The following is a 21,547-nucleotide window of genomic DNA, read 5'->3' on the forward strand; positions in this document are numbered from 1 at the left end:
TGGTTTGGCCGCCGCTCGCCTCGTTCGATGAGATTGGTGAGGCTGATGCGGGTCCATGAAAATGCGCGGCGAGCGAAGCCAGTCGTCATGTCGTTGTTTGTGTGAATCGGTTGGGCTATCACTGTACATCGCGAGCGTGCGTTCAGTGGGCACGCGTTCCGCACGCATCGAACGCCGGCGCGGCGCTTGCTGGAAACTTCGCTAGCCTGATAGCGTATTGATCCCCACTACAGAGACCGTTCTTGTGTTGAACCCGCTTCTGGCCATCCGTCACCGGCTTCGCCATATCGAGCGCACGCACGGCGCGGCCGTCTCGCAAGCGGTCGGCAATCGCCCGTTTATGACGGGTATCGCGGGCACGCTGATCGCGACGGCGATGGCGGGCTTGACGCTGGCCACGTTGTACTCGGGACGCACCGACGCGCTTGACCACGCACGCGAAACGTCGGCGAATCTCGTGCTGCTGATTTCGAGCGACATCGCGCGCAACGTCGAAATCTACGATCTGTCGTTGCAGGAAATCGTCCATCGCGCGCAGGAACCCGCCGTCTGGCAAATGTCCGACGAGTTGCGTCGCACGATGCTGTTCGATCGCGCGACCCTGGCCGCATATCTCGGCGGCGCCTATGTCGTCGATGCGCAAGGCATGCTCAAGGCGACGCAGCAAGGCCCCGTCAACAGGACCGTCAGGTTCGACGACCGAGACTACTTCATCGTCCAGCAGGACGACCCGCATGCAGGCCTGTTTGTTTCGCATCCGTACCGGTCGCGTCTGCGCGGTCACGAGCTTTCGTTTGCACTGTCCCGCCGAATCGATGCGCCCGACGGCTCGTTCGCGGGCGTCGCGCTGCTCGCAGTACGCATCGCCTATTTGCAGCGGCTGCTCGACAAGGTCAGCACGGGCCAGGCGGGAACGGCCGCCATTCTGCTCGATGACGGAACGGTGCTCGCGCGCAAGCCGTTTGTCGAAGGCCTGATCGGCACCAATGTAAAAAGCATTCCGCTATACGCCGAAAGGCGGACAGCAACGGCAGGGTCGTACATCGACTATTCGCCCGTCGATCGTGTGCAGCGAATCTACTCGTACGAGCATGTGCCCGGCACGCCGCTGGTGGTCGTCGTCGCGCCTGCCGTCGACGATGTGCTCACCCTATGGCGCACGCGCAGTGCGATTGCGGGCGGACTCACCTTCATGCTGGGCGCGATCGTCGTGCTGGTTTGCTGGACGCTCGCGTTCACGCTGCGCGACAAGGTGCGCGCGCAGGCGCGCCTCGCCGAGCTGGCCACCACCGATCCCCTCACCAAGCTGAGCAACCGCCGCACGCTCGACCTGCATCTCGACGAGGAATGGCGCCGCGCGCGGCGCAACGGTGCGCCGATGTCGGTGCTCTTCATCGACGTCGATTACTTCAAGCGCCTCAACGACACCTACGGCCATGCAACCGGCGACGAAGTGCTGGCGGCCGTCGCGGATTGCATCGCGTCAGTGGCGCGGCGCTCGGTCGACATGGTCGCGCGATATGGCGGCGAAGAATTTGCTGTCGTGCTGCCGGACACGGCGTCGAATGCAGCGATCCAGGTCGCCGAGAAAATTCGCGGCGTCGTCGAGACGCTGCACGTCAAGCAACTGCCGCCCGACCACGGCGGCGTGACGGTGAGCATCGGCGTCGCGACCTGCCGTCCCGCCGACGGCGGCACGCCGCCGGAACTCGTCGCCGCCGCCGACGCGCAGTTGTACGCAGCGAAGGCGGCCGGGCGCAATCAGGTGAAATCGGCGGAATGGGCGCAGGCTGACGAGGCCAACGATCGTGCGGATCGCGCCAATTCGGCGAAACGGCATGCCTGACCCGAAATGCACGGGACACATCGAATTGCGGGGAAAACCGCTCACTGTTCGCGCGATGGCCGTCTATCGCGCCGACATAGACTTGTTCCTGTCTCCAGGTTCTCCATGATTCTCCGCGCAGTCGGAATCATTGGGACGATTTGCGCGCCACGGCTTTTGTCCGTGGCGTTTTTCTTTTGCTGGTCGAAGCGAAGAGCAAGCACGTGGTGAAGACCGCGCGCCTCGAAGGAACCGTGGCGCTAGCTCTCGCGCCCGTCGCGCTGATCGCGCCCGGCAAAGCGCTGCGCCACTTCGTGTGGAATATTCTCCGGCGTCACCACCACCACCGACGACGACTGGCTCACCGCCGACATCGGCAGCAGCTTGTGAAAGCACATCACGTGCTGACACGCCGAGCGCATGTCCTGCCGCAAGTCGTGATGCAGCACCGCCGTGATCGCGCGGTCGCGCAGCAACTGCACGTTCTCGCGATCCAGGTCGTGTCCGATGAAGCACTTCGGATGCTGGTTCAGCGACCTGAGCGCGCGCAGAATCGCCGCGTTGCCGCCGCCCATCGAATAGATAGCGGCGATCTTCTGTCCCGCCTCGACCGCCTTGCGCACGCGGCCTTCCGTTTCCGCATCGAGCCCCTGCCCGCCGCTCGCGTCGATCAGCGTCAGATGCGCATAGCGTTCGCGCAGCGTCGCGCGAAAGCTCGCCTCGCGCTCCTCTTCGCCGCGAAAGCGCTCGTTGCTCATCGTCACCAGCACGTTGCCCGCGCGCCTGCCGAGCCAGTGGCCGATCAGATACGCAGCCGTCGCGCCGCCGACGCGATTGTCGAGCCCCGCATACGCAATGCGCTCCGACGCCGGGATGTCGGTGAACATCGTCACGACGGGAATATCGCGCTGTTTCAGTTCGGCGATGGCTTGCGCGATCTCCGGCACGTCCCGCGCTTTCAGAAGCACGCCGTGACTGCCGCGCCGCGCGATCGCGCGCAACGCATCGACGACTTGCGCCGTCGTCATCGTTTCCTGCATCAGAAAGCGCGGCCGAAAGATCGCGGGATGCAGGCTCGGAATCGTGTCTTCGAGCGCGTCGCGGATCTCGTCGGCGAAACGGCGCGGCGCCTCCACGACGACATCGACGACGAGCTTGCGCCCGCTCGTCGCCATCGTCATCTGCTGCTTCTCCAGTTCCCTGATCGCCTGCATCACGCGGCGGCGCGTGTGCTCGCGAACGTGCGCGCGACCGTTCAGCACGCGGTCGACGGTGGCCGTGCCGAGCCCCGCCTGCAACGCGATTTCCTTGATCAGAAAGGGATGACTCATGGTGCGTTGAGCGAAAACGCCGCCCGCGTTTGATGTGTTTTTGATGTTTCGATAGTAACGCAGCACCGAGTTTTGGCGATAAGCTGGTTCGCAACATCCAGCAATCGGGTTGCATCGGACGGGAGACGACATGAGCCAGGACCCTCGACGTTTTGCATCGGGCGCGGAAGCATGGTTTCGCGAAGCGGACTGTTCCGTCGACGACTTCGCGACGCTGATCGAAGCTTCGTGTGAAGCGTACGCACGGCCGCCCTTCGCCGCTGCCATCGAGCAGGCGATTCCCGTGTACGACTGCGACGCGCTGCGGCCCGTCGTGGCCGATGCGTCGCGCCGTCCCGAGCTGCTCGCGGAATGGGCCGACGTGTTGCTCGACGGCGCCGGCGTGTTCGTGCTCAAGCGCGCGTACGAAGACGCGTCCGCGATCGACGATGCCACCGCGATCTTCGAGTCGATCATCCAAAGCGAGCGCAAGGCGGGCGGCGGCGCCGATCACTTCGCGAAGGCCGGCGCGAACGACCGCATCTGGAACGCGCAGGAAAAGCTATGCCTTGCCGCGCCGGATGTGTTCGTGCGCTACTTCGCGAATCCGATCCTGATGGCGGCTGCCGAAGCGTGGCTCGGCCCCGGCTACCAGATGACATCGCAGGTGAACGTCGTGCGTCCGGGCGGCGAAGCACAACAGGCGCACCGCGATTTTCATCTCGGCTTTCTCACCGTCGACGAAGCGCAGTGCTTTCCCGCCCATGTGCACTTGATGTCGGCGCTGCTGACGCTGCAAGGCGCCGTCGCGCACACCGACATGCCCGTCGATAGCGGGCCGACCAAGCTGCTGCCGTTCTCGCAGCGTTATCCGCAGGGCTATGTCGCGTGGCGCCGCGCGGATTTCCGCGAGTATTTCGAATCGCACTACGCGCAGTTGCCGCTGCAAAAGGGCGATGCGGTCTTCTTCAGTCCCGCGCTCTTTCATGCGGCCGGTTCGAACCGTACGCGCGACGTGCAGCGCATGGCGAATCTGCTGCAGGTGTCGTCGGCTTACGGGCGCGCGATGGAATCGCTCGATCGCACGCGCATGTGCAACGCCGTGTTTCCTGCGTTGCGTGCGATGCGCGCGCAACAGAGGATGGGCGCGACGGAAGCGGCGGCCGCGATCGCATCGTGCGCGGAAGGCTACGCGTTCCCGACCAATCTCGATCGCAATCCGCCCGTCGGCGGACTCGCGCCCGCGAGCCAGCAACAGATCTTCGCAACGGCGCTCGACGAAAACTGGTCCGGCGAAAAATTCGCGGAAGCGCTGCGCGACCTCGAAGTCCGCAACGCGACGCACTAACCACGCACCTGCTCTACGCACTCACTCGAACGACGGAGACGACATGACGATAAGCACAATCGGCAGACGCATTCGGCTCGGACTGATCGGCGGCGGCCCTGGCTCGATCATCGGCGAGACGCATCGCATCGCGGCGCGGCTGGACGGCCATTACGACATCGTCGCGGGCGCGCTGTCCTCCGATCCCGAACGCGCGCGGCAGGCGGCGCTGAAGCTCGGCATCGCGCATGAGCGCGCGTATCCGTCCTGGCAGCAGATGATCGAAACGGAAGCCGCGCAGCCCGATCGCATCGACGTGGTCGCGGTGATGACGCCCAACGACTCGCATCACGCGATCTGCATGATGGCGCTCGACAAGGGCTTTCACGTGATCTGCGATAAGCCGCTCGCCAACGATCTGGCGCAGGCGCGCGAGATCGCGGCGCGCGTCGAGGCGACCAACGCGGAGTTCTGCGTCACGTACTGCTACTCGGGCTTTCCGATGGTGCGCCAGGCGCGCGATATGGTCCGTGCTGGCGAACTCGGCGAGATTCGCCAGGTGCATCTGCAATACGTGCAGAGCTATCTGGCTGCACACGATCTGCCCGCAGGCTGGCGCACGGAAGCGGGACGCGCGGGACGCTCGCTCGTGCTGATGGATATCGGCACGCATGCGTTCCATCTGGGCGCTTACGTCACCGGGCTCGACGTTACGCGCGTGTGCGCGGACGTCGGATCGGCGATTCCCGGCCGCACCATCGACGATTATGTTTCCGCGCTACTGCGCTACGAGAACGGCGCGCGCGGCTCGCTCTGGGTGACGAACGCGGCGGCGGGCTCGGAGCATGGACTGAGCTTTCGCATCCACGGCGACAAAGGCGGACTCGAATGGCATCAGGAAGAGCCGAACCGATTGATTCATCGCCGGCATGACGGCTTCGAGCAGATCATCACGCGCAGACTCGGCGCGGCGATGAGCGAAGGCGCGCAACGCTCGACGCGCATCGCCATCGGCCATCCCGAAGGTTATCTGGAAGCGTTCGCGAATCTCTACACGGAGTTCGCGGAGCGTGTCGCTGGGCGAATCAGCAAAGGCGAACGGGATGACAGGCGGGCGCTCTTTCCCGGCGTGCGCGACGGCGTGAAGGGGCTCGCGTTCGTCGATGCTTCGGTGAAGAGCATGGCCGCGGGCGCGTGGCAGGACGTCGAGCGCGCTTGATCTGCGGATCGTCTGCGCCGAAAAAAAGAGCCCTGTTCCGCGGGGGAACAGGGCTCGGTGGATGAGTCATATCGTACAGGCGCGTGGATGCTTGCCGACTGCTGCTCATCACATGAAGCTGTTATTGGTCACGCTTCTTTTTGCTTCGATTTTGGCCCCGCGCCTACTCCTTGCTGCTAACCCCAACTGCATTCTGTCAAACGGGTGAATCGACTGCTCGTTTGCCGCTGCTACGACTGCTGTTGCCGACTGCATTACTCTGCTACTGCTGTACTGCCGTACTGCTACCGCAACGAGGACTTCAAACTGCTGATCGAACTGAGGCAACCTACGGTCATGCACGACGCGGAGGGGAACCGCATCGATGGGGCTTGTTGAATCGTCGCTCCATGGAAAGAAGTATAGGAGCGGGCGGGCGCAATCAATTGGCTGAAGCGAGGGCGATTCGTGGCGCTGTTCGCCCGTTTGCTCGCGGGCGGCCAGCGGTGCGCGATACGTTCACGTTGCGAAGCGCGTGCTCGCCGCATGCAAACGGTAGACGCTGCCGAACAGCACGTCGGGATCGGCGCGGTCTTCGTCGGCGGTTTCACTGAGTTCGCGGAACGTCGCGACGAGGCTGTCCCACGAAGCGGACCAGCGTGTTTCTCTCAGACGGCTGCCCGTGCTGTCCGTAATGCGCAGGACGCCCGTGTCAGGGAAAAAAGTGAGCGTAACCGCGATTCCATCGATGACACACGTCGCAGTACAGGGTTTTGCTGCAAGCACGATCGCCTCCGGTTGATGTGTGGTGAAGTCCGCTTCATTGGCGGGCGCGCAGTAAAAAGCAATGGGCATGCCATGAAGCGCTTGCGTGCGCCACGGCTTGCTGCGCGGGACGCATCGGTGCTTGTGCGCGACTCATGAGCGGACCTCGAGCCGACGAGTGTTGGCTTGCTCCACACACAATGCGTTCGCACTGACCTTGCCAAACCGACACTGCACCGAGACTGCTATTGCACGCCAGACTCATCAATCCAGTGTTGTCCAGGGAACGGGCAAATACCATCATCTGTTGCACATTCACGCTGTACGCATGCATTGCTCAACGCTTTTAACTCATCGATATGTATACGTAGTAGCAGTTAACAAGCATCGCCGTTTTCTGTGGACAAGCATCAAATCTGTATTGCGTTCAATCGATTGCGAAATGGATAGCCGTGCGCATAAGCGCTGGACCCGTTACGGCAGCCTTGGATAACTTTTCCCATGTTCGAACGCTCCGCGCGTTTACCCAGAATCCACCCACAGCAATCGCCTCCGCGATATCCCCATGTTGTCCAGAGCATCATGTGGACATCCGGACGTCGGGTCCGCGTGGATTCATGCCCCTCGTCGATTGATCGTTGCACTCTCGCGTCAGGAGCCTATAACGGAATTCATCGCGCGAAATCGCGGCGGCGGGATGATCGCTTCGCCGCGAACAGGCTTCGCTCGCTATCGTGAACGCCATAAAGCGTCTGGAGAAACCGACATGGAAGAAAGCGAATTCGGCGCCTTCGAACATCGAGGCTGGGAACGGGCCGCGCAGCCATATCACACGTATTTCGGCAACTTGACCATTCAGTCCCACGGCCCGTTGCTCGACGCGCTGGACGTCCGTCGCGGCGTCCGCTTCCTCGACGTCGCATCGGGCCCCGGCTATCTCGCCGCGGCGGCCGCGCAGCGCGGCGCCGATGCCGTCGGCGTCGACTTTGCCGAGTCGATGGTCGATCAGGCGCGGCGCATCTATCCCGCGCTCACGTTCCGCATCGGCAGTGCGGAAGACCTGCCGTTCCCCGACGAGTGTGTCGACGCTGTTGGCATCAACTTCGGGATGCTGCACTTCTCGAATCCCGAGAAGGCGCTTCTGGAGGCATTCAGGGTGCTGCGGCCCGGAGGCAAGTTCGGCTTCACGAATTGGGCGACGCCCGACAAGGCGGCCGGATTCGATATCGTGCTTAAGGCGATCGAGGCGCATGGCCGGATGGATGTTCAGTTGCCGCCAGGGCCGCCCTTCTTCCGGTTCAGCGACTGGGACGAATGCAAGCGTGTGCTCGTCGAGGCTGGTTTTCTCGATCCGCGTGTGCAGGAAATCGGGCTGACTTTACATGCGCGCGCGCCGGGCGCGCTATTCGACATGGTGAAGCGAGGCGGCGTGCGCATTTCCGCGATCCTGAATGCACAGACGCCAGAGGCACTGGACTTGATCGAGAAGACGATCGCCGAAGGGGCTGCGCGATATGAAAGCGCCGGCGAGGTCCGGATACCGATGCCGTGCGTGCTGGCCAGCGCGGCGAAGCCTTGAGCGTTCGCGAGGGAACGTCAGGCAATAGAGGTGGAGAGAGCTTGAATTCGAGGCGTTCCGGATACGACCGCCAACATGGCGCCATATCGGGAACGCTTGCACGACAACAACGACAACAACATCACTGCAGAGCGAACAGCCTCACTCCACCGTGACGGATTTCGCGAGATTGCGCGGCTTGTCCACGTCCGTCCCGCGCGAGCACGCCGTGTGATACGCGAGCAGCTGCAGCGGCACGACATGCAGAATCGGCGACAGCAAGCCGTAATGTTCCGGCATGCGGATCACGTGCAGCCCTTCGTCGTTGACGATCTTCGTATCGGCATCGGCGAACACATACAGCTGGCCGCCACGCGCGCGCACTTCCTGAATGTTCGACTTGAGCTTTTCGAGCAGCGCGTCGTTGGGCGCGACCGTCACGACGGGCATCGCCTCCGTGACGAGCGCCAGCGGCCCGTGCTTCAGTTCGCCCGCCGGATACGCCTCCGCATGGATGTACGAGATTTCCTTGAGCTTCAGCGCGCCTTCCAGCGCGATCGGATAATGCAGGCCACGGCCGAGGAACAGCGCGTTCTCCTTGCGCGAGAACTCTTCCGACCACGCGATGATCTGCGGCTCCAGCGCCAGCACGCTGTTGAGCGCTGCGGGCAAATGGCGCAGCTGGCGGACGTAGTCCGCTTCCTGCTTCGCGCTGATGTGGCCACGCATCTTGCCGAGCGTCGCCGCGAGCACGAACAGTGCGACCAGTTGCGTCGTGAAAGCCTTCGTCGACGCGACGCCGATCTCGCGGCCCGCGTGCGTGAGGAACGACAGCTCCGTCATGCGCACCATCGCGCTCGTCGCGACGTTGCACACCGACAGCGTGTGCTTGTGCCCCAGCGATTGCGCGTGCTTGAGCGCCGCGATCGTATCGGCCGTTTCGCCCGATTGCGAAATCACGACGACGAGCGACTTCGGATTCGGCACCGAATCGCGATAACGGTACTCGCTTGCGATCTCGACCTGCGTCGGAATCTTCGCGATCGATTCGAGCCAGTACTTCGCCGTCAGACCCGAGTAGTAGCTCGTGCCACACGCGAGAATCAGCAGGCTGTCGATTTCGGCAAGCGCCTTCGGGGCCGCTTCGCCGAACAGCGACGCATCGAATACGTCGGACTGCGGAATCGTGTCCGAGATCGCGCGCGGCTGCTCGAAGATTTCCTTCTGCATGAAATGACGATACGGGCCAAGCTCGACCGCGCCGCCATATGCTGCGACCTGGCGCACGTCGCGCTCGGCCGGCTTGCCGTCGCGATCGAACACGCGGACCTTTTCGAGCGTCAGTTCGCAGACGTCGCCTTCTTCGAGGAACATGAAGCGATCGGTGCTGCCCGCGAGCGCGAGCGCGTCCGACGCGAGGAAGTTCTCACCGTCACCGAGGCCGACCACGAGCGGCGAACCCTGACGCGCGCCCACCACCGTATGCGGCTGGCTCTTGTGCAGCACGGCGATCGCGTAGGCGCCGTGCAGATGCTGCGTCGCTTCGCGCACGGCCGCGAACAGATCGCCGTGATACAGGCTGTGGATCAGATGCGCGATCACTTCCGTATCTGTCTGCGAGATGAACTCATAGCCCTTGCCGCGCAGCATGTCGCGCAGTGTTTCGTAGTTCTCGATGATGCCGTTGTGGACAATCGCGAGCTCGTTGCGCGAGAAGATCGGATGCGCGTTGTCGGTGACGGGCGCGCCGTGCGTCGCCCAGCGCGTGTGCGCGATACCCGTCACGCCTTCGAGGCGCGTCTCGCGCACCTGTTCGTCGAGGTCCGCGACGCGCGCCACGCTGCGCGCGCGCTTCGGCTCGCCGCCCGCGAGCACCGCGACGCCGCATGAGTCATAGCCGCGATATTCGAGGCGACGCAATCCTTCGATCAGAACAGAAACGATGTTTCGCTGCGCTACTGCGCCGACAATGCCGCACATAATCAATGATCCTTTGCAGAGTTAGGGTCCGCTGCGCACTTCACGCGCGGCTTCCTTCAGCTTTTCTTCTTCGTCGGGCGCACGTAACCCTTCTTGCCCACCTGGGTCTTCTCGTTTAGCACGAGAAGGCCTTCTTCGACGTCCTTCCATACCGTCGTGCCCGCCGCGATCGTTACGCCGCGGCCGACGCGCACGGGCGCCACGAGCTGCGTATCCGAGCCGACGAACACGTCGTCTTCGATGATCGTGCGGAATTTGTTCGCGCCGTCGTAGTTGCAGGTGATCGTGCCCGCGCCGATATTCACGCGCGCGCCGACGTCCGAATCGCCGATATACGACAGGTGATTCGCCTTCGACCCGTGGCCCAGCACCGCGTTCTTCACTTCGACGAAGTTGCCGACGTGCGTCTCGTCCGAGAGCGCCGCGCCCGGACGCAGACGCGCGTATGGACCGAGCACGACCTGCGCGCCGATCTGCGCGCCTTCGATGTGCGTATAGGCATCGACGCGCGTGCCCGCGCCGATGGTCGCGTTGCGGATCACGCAGTTCGGCCCGATCGACACGTTGTCGGCCAGCGTAACCTCGCCTTCGAACACGCAATTCACGTCGATCGACACATCGCGGCCGCATTCGAGCGAGCCGCGCACGTCGATGCGGGCCGGGTCCGCAATCGTCACGCCCGCGACGAGCAGTTCGTCCGCGACGTTGCGCTGATGGATGCGCTCGAGTTCCGCGAGCTGCTGCTTGCTGTTGACGCCGAGCGTTTCCCACTCCTCGTCCGGCTGCGCGGTGACGACATCGATGCCCGCTTCGATCGCCAGCTCGACCACATCGGTCAAGTAGAACTCGCCCTGCGCGTTGTCGCTCTTCAGCGACGACAGCCAGCCGTCGAGGCGCTTCGTCGGCATCACGACGATGCCCGTGTTGATCTCGGCGATCTTCTGCTGCTCCGGCGTCGCGTCCTTCTGTTCGACGATGCGCTCGACCTTGCCGTTCGCATCGCGCACGATGCGGCCGTAGCCCGTCGGATCGTCGAGCGTCACCGTGAGCACGCCGTAGCCGTCGCGGCCCGCACTATCCGTCAGACGCTTGAGCGTGCCCGCTTTCGTGAGGGGCACATCGCCGTACAGCACGAGCGTCGGCTGCGACGGATCGAGCAGCGGCAAAGCCTGCTGCACCGCGTGTCCCGTGCCGAGCTGCTGCTCCTGCAACGCGAATTGCACATCGGGTGCCGCAACGGCCGTGCGCACCTGTTCAGCGCCGTGACCGATCACGACGACGAGGCGCGTCGGATTCAGCGTGCGGGCGGTATCGATCACATGAGCGAGAAGCGGCCGACCGGCCAGGGGATGAAGCACCTTCGGCAACGCGGAACGCATGCGCTTGCCGGTGCCTGCCGCCAGAATCACGATATTCATGACGTGGGCGTCTATGACGAGTTTGGAGTGGGCGATTCTAGCACGCTGCGCATGACGGCAGCGTTGCCAGGCAGACCGACAACTCCCCGCAAATGCCTGTGCTGAAAGGCTTTGCGGGGAATCGGGCGATCTGTCACAGATCGTCGAATTGCACGAATGAGATCGTTTGCGACGCGCTCGGCTGCGTGCCGTCCAGCGTGGAATCGGTCGAGCACGGCTCTTCGTCGAACGCGATATCGCCTTGCGGATCGGCTTCGCCCGTCGCGCGCAGATTCGCGAACGGGAACAGCTTGTGATCCATCAGATGCGACGGCACCACGTTCGACAACGCATTGAACATGTTGTCGACGCGGCCCGGGAAACGCTTCTCCCATTCGCGGATCAGCGCCTTCATTTCCGCGCGTTTCAGGTTCGGCTGGCTGCCGCACAGATTGCACGGAATGATCGGGAATTCGCGCAATTCCGCATATTTTTCGAGGTCCGTTTCCTTCACATACGCGAGGGGACGGATCACGACGTTCTTACCGTCGTCCGATTGCAGCTTGGGTGGCATGCCCTTCAGCTTGCCGCCGTAGAACAGGTTCAAGAGCAGCGTTTGCAGGATGTCGTCGCGATGATGGCCGAGCGCGATCTTGGTCGCGCCAAGCTCTCCCGCCACGCGATACAGAATGCCGCGCCGCAGACGCGAACACAGCGAGCACGTCGTCTTGCCCTCGGGCACGAGACGCTTGACGATGCTGTACGTGTCCTGGTTCTCGATATGGAACGGGATCTCCAGCTTGCTCAGGTACTCGGGCAGCACATGTTCCGGAAAGCCCGGCTGCTTCTGGTCGAGGTTCACGGCGACGATCTCGAAGTCGATCGGCGCGCGCTCGCGCAGACGCATCAGGATGTCGAGCATCGCATAGCTGTCCTTGCCGCCCGACAGGCACACCATCACCTTGTCGCCGTGCTCGATCATGTTGAAGTCGCCGATCGCCTGGCCGACCTGGCGTGCGAGCCGCTTGAACAGCTTGTTGTTCTCGTACGCTTCTTTCTGCTCGCGGCGCGTGAGCGCGCGCTTGCGCTCGTCAGCGGCCGCTTCGGCTGCGGCGGCGTTCGCGTCGACGCCCGTCAACGTTTCGGGAGCGTTCATCGCTCAGTCCTCTTTGATCTGGAAGACTTCGACGCCCACGGCATCGCAGTCGGAATAAACATCGGGCTTTTCCGTCGAAAGGCGCACAGCGCGGACCTGCGGATGCGCGAGCAGCACTTTGACCAGGTCATCGCAGAGCGTTTCCTGCAGATGGATATGCCCCTGGCTCACGCGCCGTGCAATCGTCGCACGCATGAAATCGTAGTCGACGACTTCGCGCAGCTTGTCTTCGACGGGCGTCGACAGCGCGAGCGGCACGAACAGTTCGACGTTGATCACCACGCGCTGCTCGCCGCGCTTTTCGAATTCATGCACGCCGATGTTGATGTGCACCTCGTAGTTGCGCAGAAAGAGCCGGCGGCAATCCGCGAGCCGGGGATGAAGCAAAGCGGCAGACATGTTCGTTCCAGTACAAAAGGGCGCGTGCGCAAAAGGGTGCGTGCGGCACGCAGTTGCAATTGGGCGCGCGTTGCGGCGCGCCGGTGGGGCGCGACCTCCCGGTCAGGCGCCCGTCAAAAACATCACATCGCGCGGCAGCGGCACGAGATGCTGGCCGCCGTCGACGACCAGCGTCGTACCCGTGACGCCCCGCGCATCCGCGAGATACAGCGCGGCCGCGACGATATCCTCGATGCGCGACGCACGGCCGAGCGGCGTGACCTTGTGCGCGGCCTCGAAGCTCTCCGGCGTCTGGTCGCCGGATTGCAGCGTGAGGCCGGGCGCGAGGCCGACGACGCGCACCTTCGGCGCCAGCGCCTGCGCGAGCGCGACGGTCGCCGTGCCGAGCGCGGCCTTCGACACCGTGTACGACAGGTAATCCGGATTCATGTTGTACAGCTTCTGGTCGAGCACGTTGATGACGGCACTGCGCAGCGACTCGTCGTGCCGCGCCGCCTCGGGCGTCACTTCGTGCAGCATCCGCGCGAGCACGAGCGGCGCGCCGACGTTGATCGACGTCAGATGCAGCAACTTCGCGTAGCCGATGTCGAGCGCGGTGTCCTCGTCGAACAGCGACGCGTTGTTCACGATGCACGACGGACGCCCGAGCGACGCGATGCAATCGGGCACGAGCCGCTCGACTTGCGCCTCGACGGACAGATCGGCCCTCAGCGCGACGGCGCGCCGGCCCAGCGCGGCGATTTCCGCGACCACATCGTCGGCTTTCGCCTTCGACGAGCCGTAATGCACCGCCACGTCCCAGCCCGCCGCCGCAAAGCCGACGGCAAGCCCGCGGCCGATCCGGTGCGAGGCGCCCGTGACGAGGACGACGCGCTCGCGTCGGGCGTTGGCGGCGGGAGTGTCGTTCGAGGCGGTCATTTACAATGCAAGGATGAATCCGAAAGCTCACCAACCCGATAGTTTACCTGCTCCCGGCCCGACCGCGCTCGCGCAGTCCGAAGCGCTCGTTTCGCGGATTCGCGCGGAGATCGACGCGAACGGCGGCTGGATGCCGTTCGATCGCTACATGGAGCGCGCGCTGTACGCGCCGGGACTGGGCTACTACAGCGGCGGCGCAATCAAGTTCGGCCGCCGCGCCGAGGATGGCAGCGACTTCGTGACGGCGCCGGAGCTGTCGCCGCTCTTTGCCGGAACGCTCGCGCGGCCCGTCGCGCAGGCGCTCGAAGCGAGCGGCACGCGTCACGTGATGGAGTTCGGCGCGGGCACGGGCAAGCTGGCCTCCGGCTTGCTCAATGCGTTATCGGATGACGCGCAGTTCGACAGCTACTCGATCGTCGATCTGTCCGGCGAATTGCGCGAGCGCCAACGCGAAACGATCGAAGCACAGGCGCCCGCGATGGCCTCGCGCGTGCGCTGGCTCGACGCGTTGCCGGAGCAGTTCGAAGGCGTGATCGTGGGCAACGAGGTGCTCGACGCGATGCCCGTGCGACTCTTCGCGCGCAGCAGCGGGCAATGGCACGAACGCGGCGTCGCCTTCGAGAACGGCGCGCTGCGCTTCGCAGACCGCTCCGTTCAGTCGACGCACGATGCCGCGTTCCTGCGCGATCTGGAAATCGACGGCGATGGCGAGTATGTGACGGAGACGCACGAAGCCGCGCTCGCCTTCACGCGCACCGTCTGCACGATGCTCACGCGCGGCGCGGCGCTTCTGATCGACTACGGCTTTCCGCGTCACGAGTACTATCACGCGCAGCGCACGCAGGGCACGCTGATGTGCCACTACCGGCACCGCGCGCACGGCGATCCGTTTCTCTATCCGGGCTTGCAGGACATCACGTCGCATGTCGAATTCACGGGCATCGCCGAGGCGGGCGTCGATACCGGCGCGGATCTGCTCGGCTATACGTCGCAGGCGCGCTTCCTGATGAACGCGGGTATCACGGAAGCATTGAGCGCAATCGAACCGTCCGACATTCCCAACTTCCTGCCCGCCGCGAACGCGGTACAGAAGCTGCTATCGGAGGCCGAAATGGGCGAGCTCTTCAAGGTGATCGCGTTTTCGCGCGGCATCGACGGAACACTCGATGCGTTCGCGCGCGGCGATCGTTCGCACACGCTGTGAGGCAAACACGATGATCCGCTGGCTGCTCACCACGTTCGTCGCCGTGGCCGTGCTGTCGGCGTGCTGGCCGTGGCTGCGCAAGCTCGGCATCGGCAGGATGCCGGGCGATGTCACGCTGCGTCTGTTCGGAAAGGAGTATCCGTTTCCGTTCATGTCGACGCTGATACTGTCGATGCTGCTGTCGCTGATCGCCCGGCTGCTTTGACTATGCGATTCCCTCACGCGTCTTCCGGCGACGCTTCGTTCAACGCTTTCGCGACCGCGCGCACGCGCTCGCGATGCACGGCATCCTTGATCTTCGCAGCGTCGTCCACATACGCGCTCGCAACCGCGCCCGCATCGACCGAGCGCGCGGCGACGAGCGCCTCGCGCAAGCGCTCGGCTTGCGGATAGGCCGCCGCCTCGAACCCGAGCCGGCCGCGCGCGTCGGCTTCGCACGCCTGCAAGGCTTCCGCGAAACGCGCGGGCTTGCGTAGCGCATCGCAGCGCTCGAAGAGCCGCACGAGTCCCGCCGGCTTCGTCTCCATCACGCGATGAATGTTGCCGTGCTCGCGCGCGACCAGCAGCGCGAGATCGCGGCATTCGTTCGGCACGCGCAGCCGTTCGCACAACGGCTTGAGCAGATCGATGGTGCGTCCTTCGTGGCCGATGTGACGCGGAAGAACATGTTCGGGCGTGGTCGCCTTGCCGAGATCGTGCGTGAGCGCGGCGAAGCGTACCGTCAGCGCGTAGTTCTGCGCGGCGGCATGATCGACGACCATCATCACGTGGACGCCCGTATCGACTTCCGGGTGATAGTCGGCACGTTGCGGCACGCCGTATAGTGCGTCGATCTCCGGAAGAATGCGCGCGAGCGCGCCGGATTCGCGCAGCACGTCGAACATCCGCGAAGGCTTCTTCTCCATCAGACCGCGCGAGACTTCCTGCCACACGCGTTCGGGCACCAGCGCATCGACTTCGCCCGCCTCGACCATCTTGCGCATCAGCGCCATCGTCTCCTGGGCGATGGTGAAATCGGCAAAGCGCGCCGAGAAACGCGCGACGCGCAGAATGCGCACCGGGTCTTCGAGAAACGCATCGCTGACATGCCGGAACACGCGGTTCTTCAGATCGGTCTGGCCGTCGAACGGATCGATCACCGGGCCCGTCAGATCGCCGTCCGGGGTCACTTCGCGCGCCATCGCGTTGACGGTGAGATCGCGCCGCGCGAGGTCCTCTTCGAGCGTCACATCGGGTGCGTAGAAAAACTGGAAGCCGTGATAGCCCGCCGACGTCTTGCGCTCGGTGCGCGCGAGCGCGTACTCCTCCTGCGAGTCGGGATGCAGGAAAACAGGGAAATCCTTGCCGACCGGGCGAAAGCCCTTCGCGATCATCTGCTCGGGCGTCGCGCCGACCACGACGTAATCGCGATCCTGAACGGGCATGCCGAGCAGCTCGTCGCGGATCGCGCCGCCTACTGCGTAGATATTCATGCGCAGATATCGTACTTGGCGATGTCATGTCCCTCGCGCAAGGCATCGCTGATCCACGCTTTCACGGCCGGCTGCTCCGTCACGCGGCGCGCGTATCCGGCCGCAGCCTCCGACAGCTTCGGCTGCCACGTGTTGAAGCGCATCACGACAGGCGCGTACATCGCATCGGCGATGGTGAACTCGCCGAACAGGAACGGGCCGCCGTACGTTTCAAGGCACTCGCTCCAGATCGCGTCGATGCGCGCGATGTCGGCGAGCGCGCCCGGCGTCGCGCCCTTGCCGGGGAACGACGCGCGAATGTTCATCCACATGTTCGAGCGCAGATCGCCGAAGCCCGAATGCATCTCGGCGCTGACGCTGCGCGCGCGCCCGCGCGCGGCGGCGTCGCGCGGCCACATCGCATGCTGCGGATACCGCTCGGCCAGCGTCTCGCAGATCGCGAGCGAGTCCCACACGGTGATGTCATCGTTGGTGATCAGGCACGGCACTCTGCCCGAAGGCGAATGCGCAAGGATGGACGCTTGCGTCTGATCTTCGGCCAATGGAATCCGCACCTCTTCGAATGGGACGCCGAAGTGCGTGAGCACGAGCCACGGCCGCATCGACCACGACGAATAGTTCTTGTCACCGATAACGAGTTTCATGCTTTACCAGAAGTGAAGTTGAAGGAAACGACGGGTTTGCTGGCTCAACGGCCCGCGCTCTCGCGGAACGTGTTGAAGCGCGAGCGGAACGACGAGCCCGTCAGATACATGGGCGCGATCGTTTCGATGCTGGCCGGTTCGATATCGAGCTCGGGCGCGAGCGGCGCGCTCAGCACGGCATCGATTTTCATCGAGTCGAGATTGTCGCGCGAGAGGACGGGCTCGCCGGGCGCGAGTTCGAACGACAGCGCCTGCAGCCGCGCAAGCGAATCGGGCAGACGGATGATGCGTGCATGCTTGCCGATCACCGAGCCGCAGTAGTCGACGAGCGCTTCGAGCGTATAGACGGACGGCCCGCCGAGTTCGTAAGTGCGGCCCGTCGATGCGTCGAGATCCAGCACGTTGACGATCGCCTTCGCGACATCTCCGACGAAGATCGGCTGAAAGCGCGCCTCGGCCTTCGCGAGCGGAATCATCGGGAACACGCGCTGGAGGAACGCGAACTTGTTGAGAAACTGGTCCTCGGGACCGAACACGACAGACGGGCGGAAGATCGTCGACGCAAGCATCGACGACGCGTGAATCGCGCGCTCGCCGTCACCCTTCGAGCGCAGATACATGCTCGGTCCACGCGGGTCGGCGCCGATCGCGCTGACATGGATCAGCCGATGCACGCCCTTGCCTTCGCATGCTGAGACGATCTTTGTCGGCAGCTCGACGTGCGCCTTCGCGAACTCGGGGCCATACGGATCGCCGCGATGACCATGCAGCACGCCGACGAGATTGATCACGGCATCCGCGCCCTCGACGAAGCGCGCAAGCTGGATGGGGTCGAACACATCGACTTCGACCACGTCGATGGGAAGCAGCGTGAGATGCCGCGCGTTATAGCGGCGACGGGTGGCGATGCGCACCGTCTTGCCGAGTTCGACGAGCGCGTTGACAAGGTGACTGCCGATGAAGCCAGAACCGCCGATGATCGCGATGGTTTGATGTCGCATTTTTCGACTCCCTGAAGGAAGCCGCGGCAATGGCTGAATGTCGGGCGCCGCTGCGTGCGCGTGTCACGCGGCGGCGGCCTGGCGCACCGTCATTGCAAGGGCGAGATGTAACCCAGACGCGCCTTCAGCGATTGCGGACGGCCTTCGAACAACGCCGCATAGTAGACCGTGTTGGACAGCACGTTCTTCACGTAGTCGCGCGTCTCCTGGAACGGGATGGCTTCCGCGAAAATCGCGCCTTCGACACCGTGCGGCAACGACGCGCGCCAGTTGCGCGGACGGCCCGGACCGGCGTTGTAGCCAGCTGTGGCCAGCACGGCAGATCCGTCGAATTCATTGTAGATCATCGACAGATAGTTCGTGCCGAGCAGGATATTCGTGTTGATGTCGTTCATTTGCGCGCGCGAAATCGGACCGAGGCCGATCTTCTTCGCGACCAGTTGCGCGGTGCCCGGCATCAGCTGCATCAAGCCGCTTGCGCCGACATCCGAGCGCGCGTTCATGATGAAGCGCGACTCCTGACGGATCAGACCATATGCCCATTCGACGTCGAGCCCGTTCGACTGAGCGTCGCGCTCGACGATATCGCGGAACGGCGACAGAAAGCGCAGCGAGAAATCGTGCTCGCTCTTCGTGCGATCGGCCGTGTTCACCGCGCGGTCATACAGCTCGATACGGCGCGCGTACTCGGCGGCGGCGATCAGTTGACGGTCGTTCATGTTGCGCAGCGGCCAGTTCCATTCACGATTGCCTTCCAGACGCAGATTCAGCGAATAGAACTTCTGAGCAAGCGCGAAGCCCGGCGTCTTGCCCGCCTGCTCGACTTCGGTATCGGAGACGGTCGTCTTCGGCGGGACGATGATCTTCTGGCCGAGTTCCTCCGCCGCGAGCTGGCCGTAGAAGTTGTAGCCCTGTGCAATCGATTCGAATTCCTGGTTCGCCGTCGTCACGTCGCCCGCCTGCTTCAACGCGCGCGCATGCCAGTAGACCCACGCGGGCTGGCTGCGCAGCGACGGCGGCATCTGTTCGGTCGACCAGCGCACCATCGTCCAGTCGCCTGCAACGAGCGCCATACGCGTGCGCCATTCGTACGCGGGATTCGACAGCGGTGCATTCGCCGACAGGCGATACCAGTCGACGGCACCGGGCATCTGCTTCGCGGCCGCCTGATAGGCAATCGTGCCCCAGCCGATCGCGCGTTCGGGCGTAGTCAGCGACGGCGCGACGGAACCGAACGTCGCGGCCGCCATCGCCGGATCGTTGCGAGCCATGCGCGTGATCGCGAGCAGCGCGAGCTGATGCGATTGCTGATCAGGGCCGACGCCGCGCGCAAGCAGAAGAGGTGGCGTGCTCGCGGCCTGATCGAAGAGCGTCGGATCGGGACGGTTGTTGCCGAGCGCATCGACGAGCTTCGCGCCCGTGTTCGTCTGATTCTGCTCGTACGCGAGACGGATCTGCTGCCAGACGTCGTCGCTGGTGAACTGCTGGTTGATCGCGAGCGCGGTGATCAGGTCGACACAGCCGTCGCCATAGTTGCGCGGCTCGACGAGCAGTGAGCGCGCCGCGTCGACGACGTTCTCGCCTTTCGCCGCACGCGATTCGAGCGCGTAGCACTTCACCTGCGTATCGTCGTCGAGAACGAAGCGTGCGTATTGCTGGTCGAAGTTGCGCCAGTCGTGGCGCGCGCCGAGCACGACGAGGTAGTCGTTGCGCATGCGGTCCGCGATTGCCTGGCCGTCGTAGCGTTGCAGGAACGACAGCACGGGTGCATCGGGCGCGTCGACGCGCGGATGACCCTGGTTGTCGAACAGCTGTGGCTTCAACTGGAAGTACTCGAGATACGAAGGCGCCGGATAATCCGGAATCATCGCCGCGAGTTGCGCGGCGCGGCCAGCATCGTTATTGCGCGCGGCCTCGCGCAATTGCATGAATATCTGGTCGTCGTTATTGGGTGGGGAAAGCTGAATGGGCCTGACGGCGGAAGCCGTGCTGCACGCGACGAGTGCCGCCGCGGCGAGCGCCAGACTGGCCGCGCGATATACTCGAAAGAGGCTTTTGGACATCGTTATTTCTGGAGCGCGAATTGAACTCAAGCATAGCATGCAACCTCGGCGCAAAATCGAAAAAGGAACTGCGTACAACGCTTCTCGAAGCGCGTCTGCATGCGGCTCGCGGGCCAGGGATCAACGATGCGCTGAACCGTCGTGTGCTTGATGCGTTGAAGCGCTTTGCACCGAAGAGCGTAGGGCTGTACTGGCCGCTATCAGGCGAGTTCGACATACGCGCCGCGATCGCAATCTGGCTCGCGATCGACGCCACGCGCCGCGCGAGTCTGCCCGTCATCACGGGCCGCGAAAAGCCGCTCGAGTTTCATGTATGGACGCCGGACATGCGGATGCAACTCGGCGCACATCGCATCCATGAACCGACCTCGGGCGAAGCAATCACGCCCGATCTTCTTTTCGTGCCGTGCGTCGGTTTCGACGCGGACGGTTACCGGCTCGGCTATGGCGGCGGCTATTATGACCGCACGCTCGCGATGTTTCGCGACACCGGCAAAGTGCCCATCACAGTGGGCATTGCGTATGAAGCATGTCGTACGGAAACGCTGCAGCACGAAGCGCACGATATTCCGCTCGATGCAATCGTCACCGATGCCGCCTGGTATCCGAAAGAGAAAGAGACCGCTTGAGCGCGCGGTCGCTATTTCATAGACAGTCTCAAAGCGATGCGGCCGCGCGCGCCGCCGTGTCGTAGATGCCCGACGCGTTGCGCATCAATTGTGCGGCCTCGCCGATCTGTTCATTGGTGAGGCCGCTTTCCTTAAGCGTCGCGATCAGACAGTTCTCACGCACCTCGCGATACTTCATGCACAGATCGCGCCCCGCCTGCGTAGCGGAAAAGAACACCTCCTTGCCGGTCTTTTCGCTTTTTACATACCCCCTCGCTACGAGTTTCTTGAGCGCATAGGTCGCGACGTGCGTGTCCTCGATGTTCAGCACGAAGCAGATGTCGGCGATCTTCTTGCGCCGCTCGCGATGGCTCACGTGATGCAGCAGCGACACCTCGATGGCCGTCATGTCCTTGTCACCGGCAGCCGCCATACAACGAACCATCCAGCGGTTGAATGCGTTGCTCGCCATGATCAGCCCATATTCCAGTTCGGACAGTTCCGCACTGAACTCGGAAACAAGATGCTCCGATGAGACGATTTTGGTCGGATGACGCGCCATGGTGATTTTTTTGCGTGATGGTTGATGGGAGTGTACGACTTCCCTCACATCCGGGCGAGCCTGGGGAGATCTCTTATTGATAAATTGTCGATATTTTATCGAGAATGTATGCTACCTGTCGCGAGGCACAGCGTGCATCGTCCGACGAATCGGCTGCTCT

19 protein-coding genes are annotated in these 21,547 nt (G+C 63.6%); 7 read left to right on the plus strand and 12 right to left on the minus strand.

Translation table 11 applies throughout. The features are described 5' to 3' along the window. Positions 1-244 precede the first annotated feature (244 nt). Positions 245-1,846, plus strand: a complete 1,602-nt coding sequence (locus tag AB4Y32_RS27555; protein ID WP_368724394.1) for a diguanylate cyclase — start codon at positions 245-247, stop codon at positions 1,844-1,846. Between the two features lie 239 nt (positions 1,847-2,085). Here the strand turns inward: AB4Y32_RS27555 and AB4Y32_RS27560 are convergent, their stop codons facing one another. Further along, entirely contained in the window at positions 2,086-3,156 is a 1,071-nt protein-coding gene (locus tag AB4Y32_RS27560) for a LacI family DNA-binding transcriptional regulator (RefSeq protein ID WP_368724395.1), read from the minus strand. A gap of 130 nt (positions 3,157-3,286) precedes the next feature. On the opposite strand from AB4Y32_RS27560, the gene AB4Y32_RS27565 reads away from it, so the two are divergent. Both AB4Y32_RS27565 and AB4Y32_RS27570 read left to right on the plus strand, forming a co-directional pair. After that, positions 3,287-4,483, plus strand: coding sequence for a phytanoyl-CoA dioxygenase family protein (locus AB4Y32_RS27565; protein WP_368724396.1), 1,197 nt, complete (start codon positions 3,287-3,289; stop codon positions 4,481-4,483). Positions 4,484-4,526: 43 nt separating this feature from the next. Next, on the plus strand, positions 4,527-5,681 hold the full coding sequence (locus AB4Y32_RS27570) for a Gfo/Idh/MocA family protein (RefSeq protein WP_368724397.1): 1,155 nt from the start codon (positions 4,527-4,529) through the stop codon (positions 5,679-5,681). A 498-nt stretch (positions 5,682-6,179) separates the two neighbouring features. Here AB4Y32_RS27570 and AB4Y32_RS27575 read toward each other — a convergent pair whose 3' ends face one another. Then, positions 6,180-6,515 carry a hypothetical protein gene (locus tag AB4Y32_RS27575; RefSeq protein ID WP_439899853.1) on the minus strand — a complete coding sequence of 112 codons (336 nt, stop codon included), beginning with the start codon at positions 6,513-6,515 and terminating at the stop codon, positions 6,180-6,182. Positions 6,516-7,191: 676 nt separating this feature from the next. Here AB4Y32_RS27575 and AB4Y32_RS27580 point away from each other — a divergent pair. Next, positions 7,192-8,004 carry a class I SAM-dependent methyltransferase gene (locus AB4Y32_RS27580; protein WP_368724398.1) on the plus strand — a complete coding sequence of 271 codons (813 nt, stop codon included), beginning with the start codon at positions 7,192-7,194 and terminating at the stop codon, positions 8,002-8,004. Between the two features lie 141 nt (positions 8,005-8,145). Here the strand turns inward: AB4Y32_RS27580 and glmS are convergent, their stop codons facing one another. The 5 genes from glmS to AB4Y32_RS27605 form a co-directional block, all read right to left on the minus strand. Next, the gene (gene glmS / locus AB4Y32_RS27585) at positions 8,146-9,963 is read right to left on the minus strand and encodes a glutamine--fructose-6-phosphate transaminase (isomerizing) (RefSeq protein WP_368724399.1); all 1,818 of its coding nucleotides are present in this window, start codon (positions 9,961-9,963) and stop codon (positions 8,146-8,148) included. A 56-nt stretch (positions 9,964-10,019) separates the two neighbouring features. Beyond that, the gene (glmU, locus tag AB4Y32_RS27590) at positions 10,020-11,381 is read right to left on the minus strand and encodes a bifunctional UDP-N-acetylglucosamine diphosphorylase/glucosamine-1-phosphate N-acetyltransferase GlmU (RefSeq protein ID WP_368724400.1); all 1,362 of its coding nucleotides are present in this window, start codon (positions 11,379-11,381) and stop codon (positions 10,020-10,022) included. 133 nt (positions 11,382-11,514) lie between these two features. Then, positions 11,515-12,516, minus strand: coding sequence for a tRNA 2-thiocytidine(32) synthetase TtcA (ttcA, locus tag AB4Y32_RS27595; RefSeq protein WP_368724401.1), 1,002 nt, complete (start codon positions 12,514-12,516; stop codon positions 11,515-11,517). Positions 12,517-12,519: 3 nt separating this feature from the next. Continuing rightward, a complete protein-coding gene (locus AB4Y32_RS27600) occupies positions 12,520-12,915 on the minus strand; it encodes a dihydroneopterin aldolase (protein ID WP_368724402.1) in 396 nt (131 codons plus the stop codon). Between the two features lie 102 nt (positions 12,916-13,017). After that, complete coding sequence (locus tag AB4Y32_RS27605) at positions 13,018-13,833, minus strand: SDR family oxidoreductase (RefSeq protein ID WP_368724403.1); 816 nt, start codon at positions 13,831-13,833, stop codon at positions 13,018-13,020. A 13-nt stretch (positions 13,834-13,846) separates the two neighbouring features. On the opposite strand from AB4Y32_RS27605, the gene AB4Y32_RS27610 reads away from it, so the two are divergent. Together AB4Y32_RS27610 and AB4Y32_RS27615 are read left to right on the plus strand one after the other, a co-directional pair. Then, positions 13,847-15,037, plus strand: coding sequence for a class I SAM-dependent methyltransferase (locus tag AB4Y32_RS27610; protein ID WP_368724404.1), 1,191 nt, complete (start codon positions 13,847-13,849; stop codon positions 15,035-15,037). A 10-nt stretch (positions 15,038-15,047) separates the two neighbouring features. After that, positions 15,048-15,242, plus strand: a complete 195-nt coding sequence (locus AB4Y32_RS27615; protein WP_090871319.1) for a DUF2905 domain-containing protein — start codon at positions 15,048-15,050, stop codon at positions 15,240-15,242. A 13-nt stretch (positions 15,243-15,255) separates the two neighbouring features. Here the strand turns inward: AB4Y32_RS27615 and AB4Y32_RS27620 are convergent, their stop codons facing one another. From AB4Y32_RS27620 to AB4Y32_RS27635, 4 genes are all read right to left on the minus strand, one after another. Further along, entirely contained in the window at positions 15,256-16,509 is a 1,254-nt protein-coding gene (locus AB4Y32_RS27620; RefSeq protein ID WP_368724405.1) for a multifunctional CCA addition/repair protein, read from the minus strand. Beyond that, the gene (locus tag AB4Y32_RS27625) at positions 16,506-17,153 is read right to left on the minus strand and encodes a glutathione S-transferase family protein (protein WP_368724406.1); all 648 of its coding nucleotides are present in this window, start codon (positions 17,151-17,153) and stop codon (positions 16,506-16,508) included. Before AB4Y32_RS27625 ends, AB4Y32_RS27620 begins: the two co-directional genes overlap by 4 nt. A gap of 44 nt (positions 17,154-17,197) precedes the next feature. Beyond that, positions 17,198-18,154 carry a complex I NDUFA9 subunit family protein gene (locus AB4Y32_RS27630; protein ID WP_368724407.1) on the minus strand — a complete coding sequence of 319 codons (957 nt, stop codon included), beginning with the start codon at positions 18,152-18,154 and terminating at the stop codon, positions 17,198-17,200. A gap of 89 nt (positions 18,155-18,243) precedes the next feature. Next, positions 18,244-20,217, minus strand: coding sequence for a lytic transglycosylase domain-containing protein (locus AB4Y32_RS27635; protein ID WP_368724408.1), 1,974 nt, complete (start codon positions 20,215-20,217; stop codon positions 18,244-18,246). Between the two features lie 20 nt (positions 20,218-20,237). On the opposite strand from AB4Y32_RS27635, the gene AB4Y32_RS27640 reads away from it, so the two are divergent. Beyond that, positions 20,238-20,846, plus strand: coding sequence for a 5-formyltetrahydrofolate cyclo-ligase (locus AB4Y32_RS27640; protein ID WP_368724409.1), 609 nt, complete (start codon positions 20,238-20,240; stop codon positions 20,844-20,846). Positions 20,847-20,874: 28 nt separating this feature from the next. On the opposite strand, the gene AB4Y32_RS27645 is transcribed toward AB4Y32_RS27640, so the two are convergent. Then, positions 20,875-21,387 carry a winged helix DNA-binding protein gene (locus AB4Y32_RS27645; protein ID WP_087736256.1) on the minus strand — a complete coding sequence of 171 codons (513 nt, stop codon included), beginning with the start codon at positions 21,385-21,387 and terminating at the stop codon, positions 20,875-20,877. Between the last annotated feature and the right edge of the window lie 160 nt (positions 21,388-21,547).

Origin of the sequence: Paraburkholderia phymatum (genome assembly GCF_040965635.1) — a bacterium.
Classification (GTDB): Bacteria; Pseudomonadota; Gammaproteobacteria; order Burkholderiales; family Burkholderiaceae; genus Paraburkholderia; species Paraburkholderia phymatum_B.

Excerpts from the sequence above, each read along its gene's own strand:
- AB4Y32_RS27560 (WP_368724395.1), bottom strand. The coding sequence starts at position 3,156 with ATGAGTCATCCCTTTCTGATCAAGGAAATCGCGTTGCAGGCGGGGCTC.
- AB4Y32_RS27565 (WP_368724396.1), top strand. The coding sequence starts at position 3,287 with ATGAGCCAGGACCCTCGACGTTTTGCATCGGGCGCGGAAGCATGGTTT.
- AB4Y32_RS27570 (WP_368724397.1), top strand. The coding sequence starts at position 4,527 with ATGACGATAAGCACAATCGGCAGACGCATTCGGCTCGGACTGATCGGC.
- AB4Y32_RS27575 (WP_439899853.1), bottom strand. The coding sequence starts at position 6,515 with ATGCCCATTGCTTTTTACTGCGCGCCCGCCAATGAAGCGGACTTCACC.
- AB4Y32_RS27580 (WP_368724398.1), top strand. The coding sequence starts at position 7,192 with ATGGAAGAAAGCGAATTCGGCGCCTTCGAACATCGAGGCTGGGAACGG.
- glmS (WP_368724399.1), bottom strand. The coding sequence starts at position 9,963 with ATGTGCGGCATTGTCGGCGCAGTAGCGCAGCGAAACATCGTTTCTGTT.
- glmU (WP_368724400.1), bottom strand. The coding sequence starts at position 11,381 with ATGAATATCGTGATTCTGGCGGCAGGCACCGGCAAGCGCATGCGTTCC.
- ttcA (WP_368724401.1), bottom strand. The coding sequence starts at position 12,516 with ATGAACGCTCCCGAAACGTTGACGGGCGTCGACGCGAACGCCGCCGCA.
- AB4Y32_RS27600 (WP_368724402.1), bottom strand. The coding sequence starts at position 12,915 with ATGTCTGCCGCTTTGCTTCATCCCCGGCTCGCGGATTGCCGCCGGCTC.
- AB4Y32_RS27605 (WP_368724403.1), bottom strand. The coding sequence starts at position 13,833 with ATGACCGCCTCGAACGACACTCCCGCCGCCAACGCCCGACGCGAGCGC.
- AB4Y32_RS27610 (WP_368724404.1), top strand. The coding sequence starts at position 13,847 with ATGAATCCGAAAGCTCACCAACCCGATAGTTTACCTGCTCCCGGCCCG.
- AB4Y32_RS27615 (WP_090871319.1), top strand. The coding sequence starts at position 15,048 with ATGATCCGCTGGCTGCTCACCACGTTCGTCGCCGTGGCCGTGCTGTCG.
- AB4Y32_RS27620 (WP_368724405.1), bottom strand. The coding sequence starts at position 16,509 with ATGAATATCTACGCAGTAGGCGGCGCGATCCGCGACGAGCTGCTCGGC.
- AB4Y32_RS27625 (WP_368724406.1), bottom strand. The coding sequence starts at position 17,153 with ATGAAACTCGTTATCGGTGACAAGAACTATTCGTCGTGGTCGATGCGG.
- AB4Y32_RS27630 (WP_368724407.1), bottom strand. The coding sequence starts at position 18,154 with ATGCGACATCAAACCATCGCGATCATCGGCGGTTCTGGCTTCATCGGC.
- AB4Y32_RS27635 (WP_368724408.1), bottom strand. The coding sequence starts at position 20,217 with ATGTCCAAAAGCCTCTTTCGAGTATATCGCGCGGCCAGTCTGGCGCTC.
- AB4Y32_RS27645 (WP_087736256.1), bottom strand. The coding sequence starts at position 21,387 with ATGGCGCGTCATCCGACCAAAATCGTCTCATCGGAGCATCTTGTTTCC.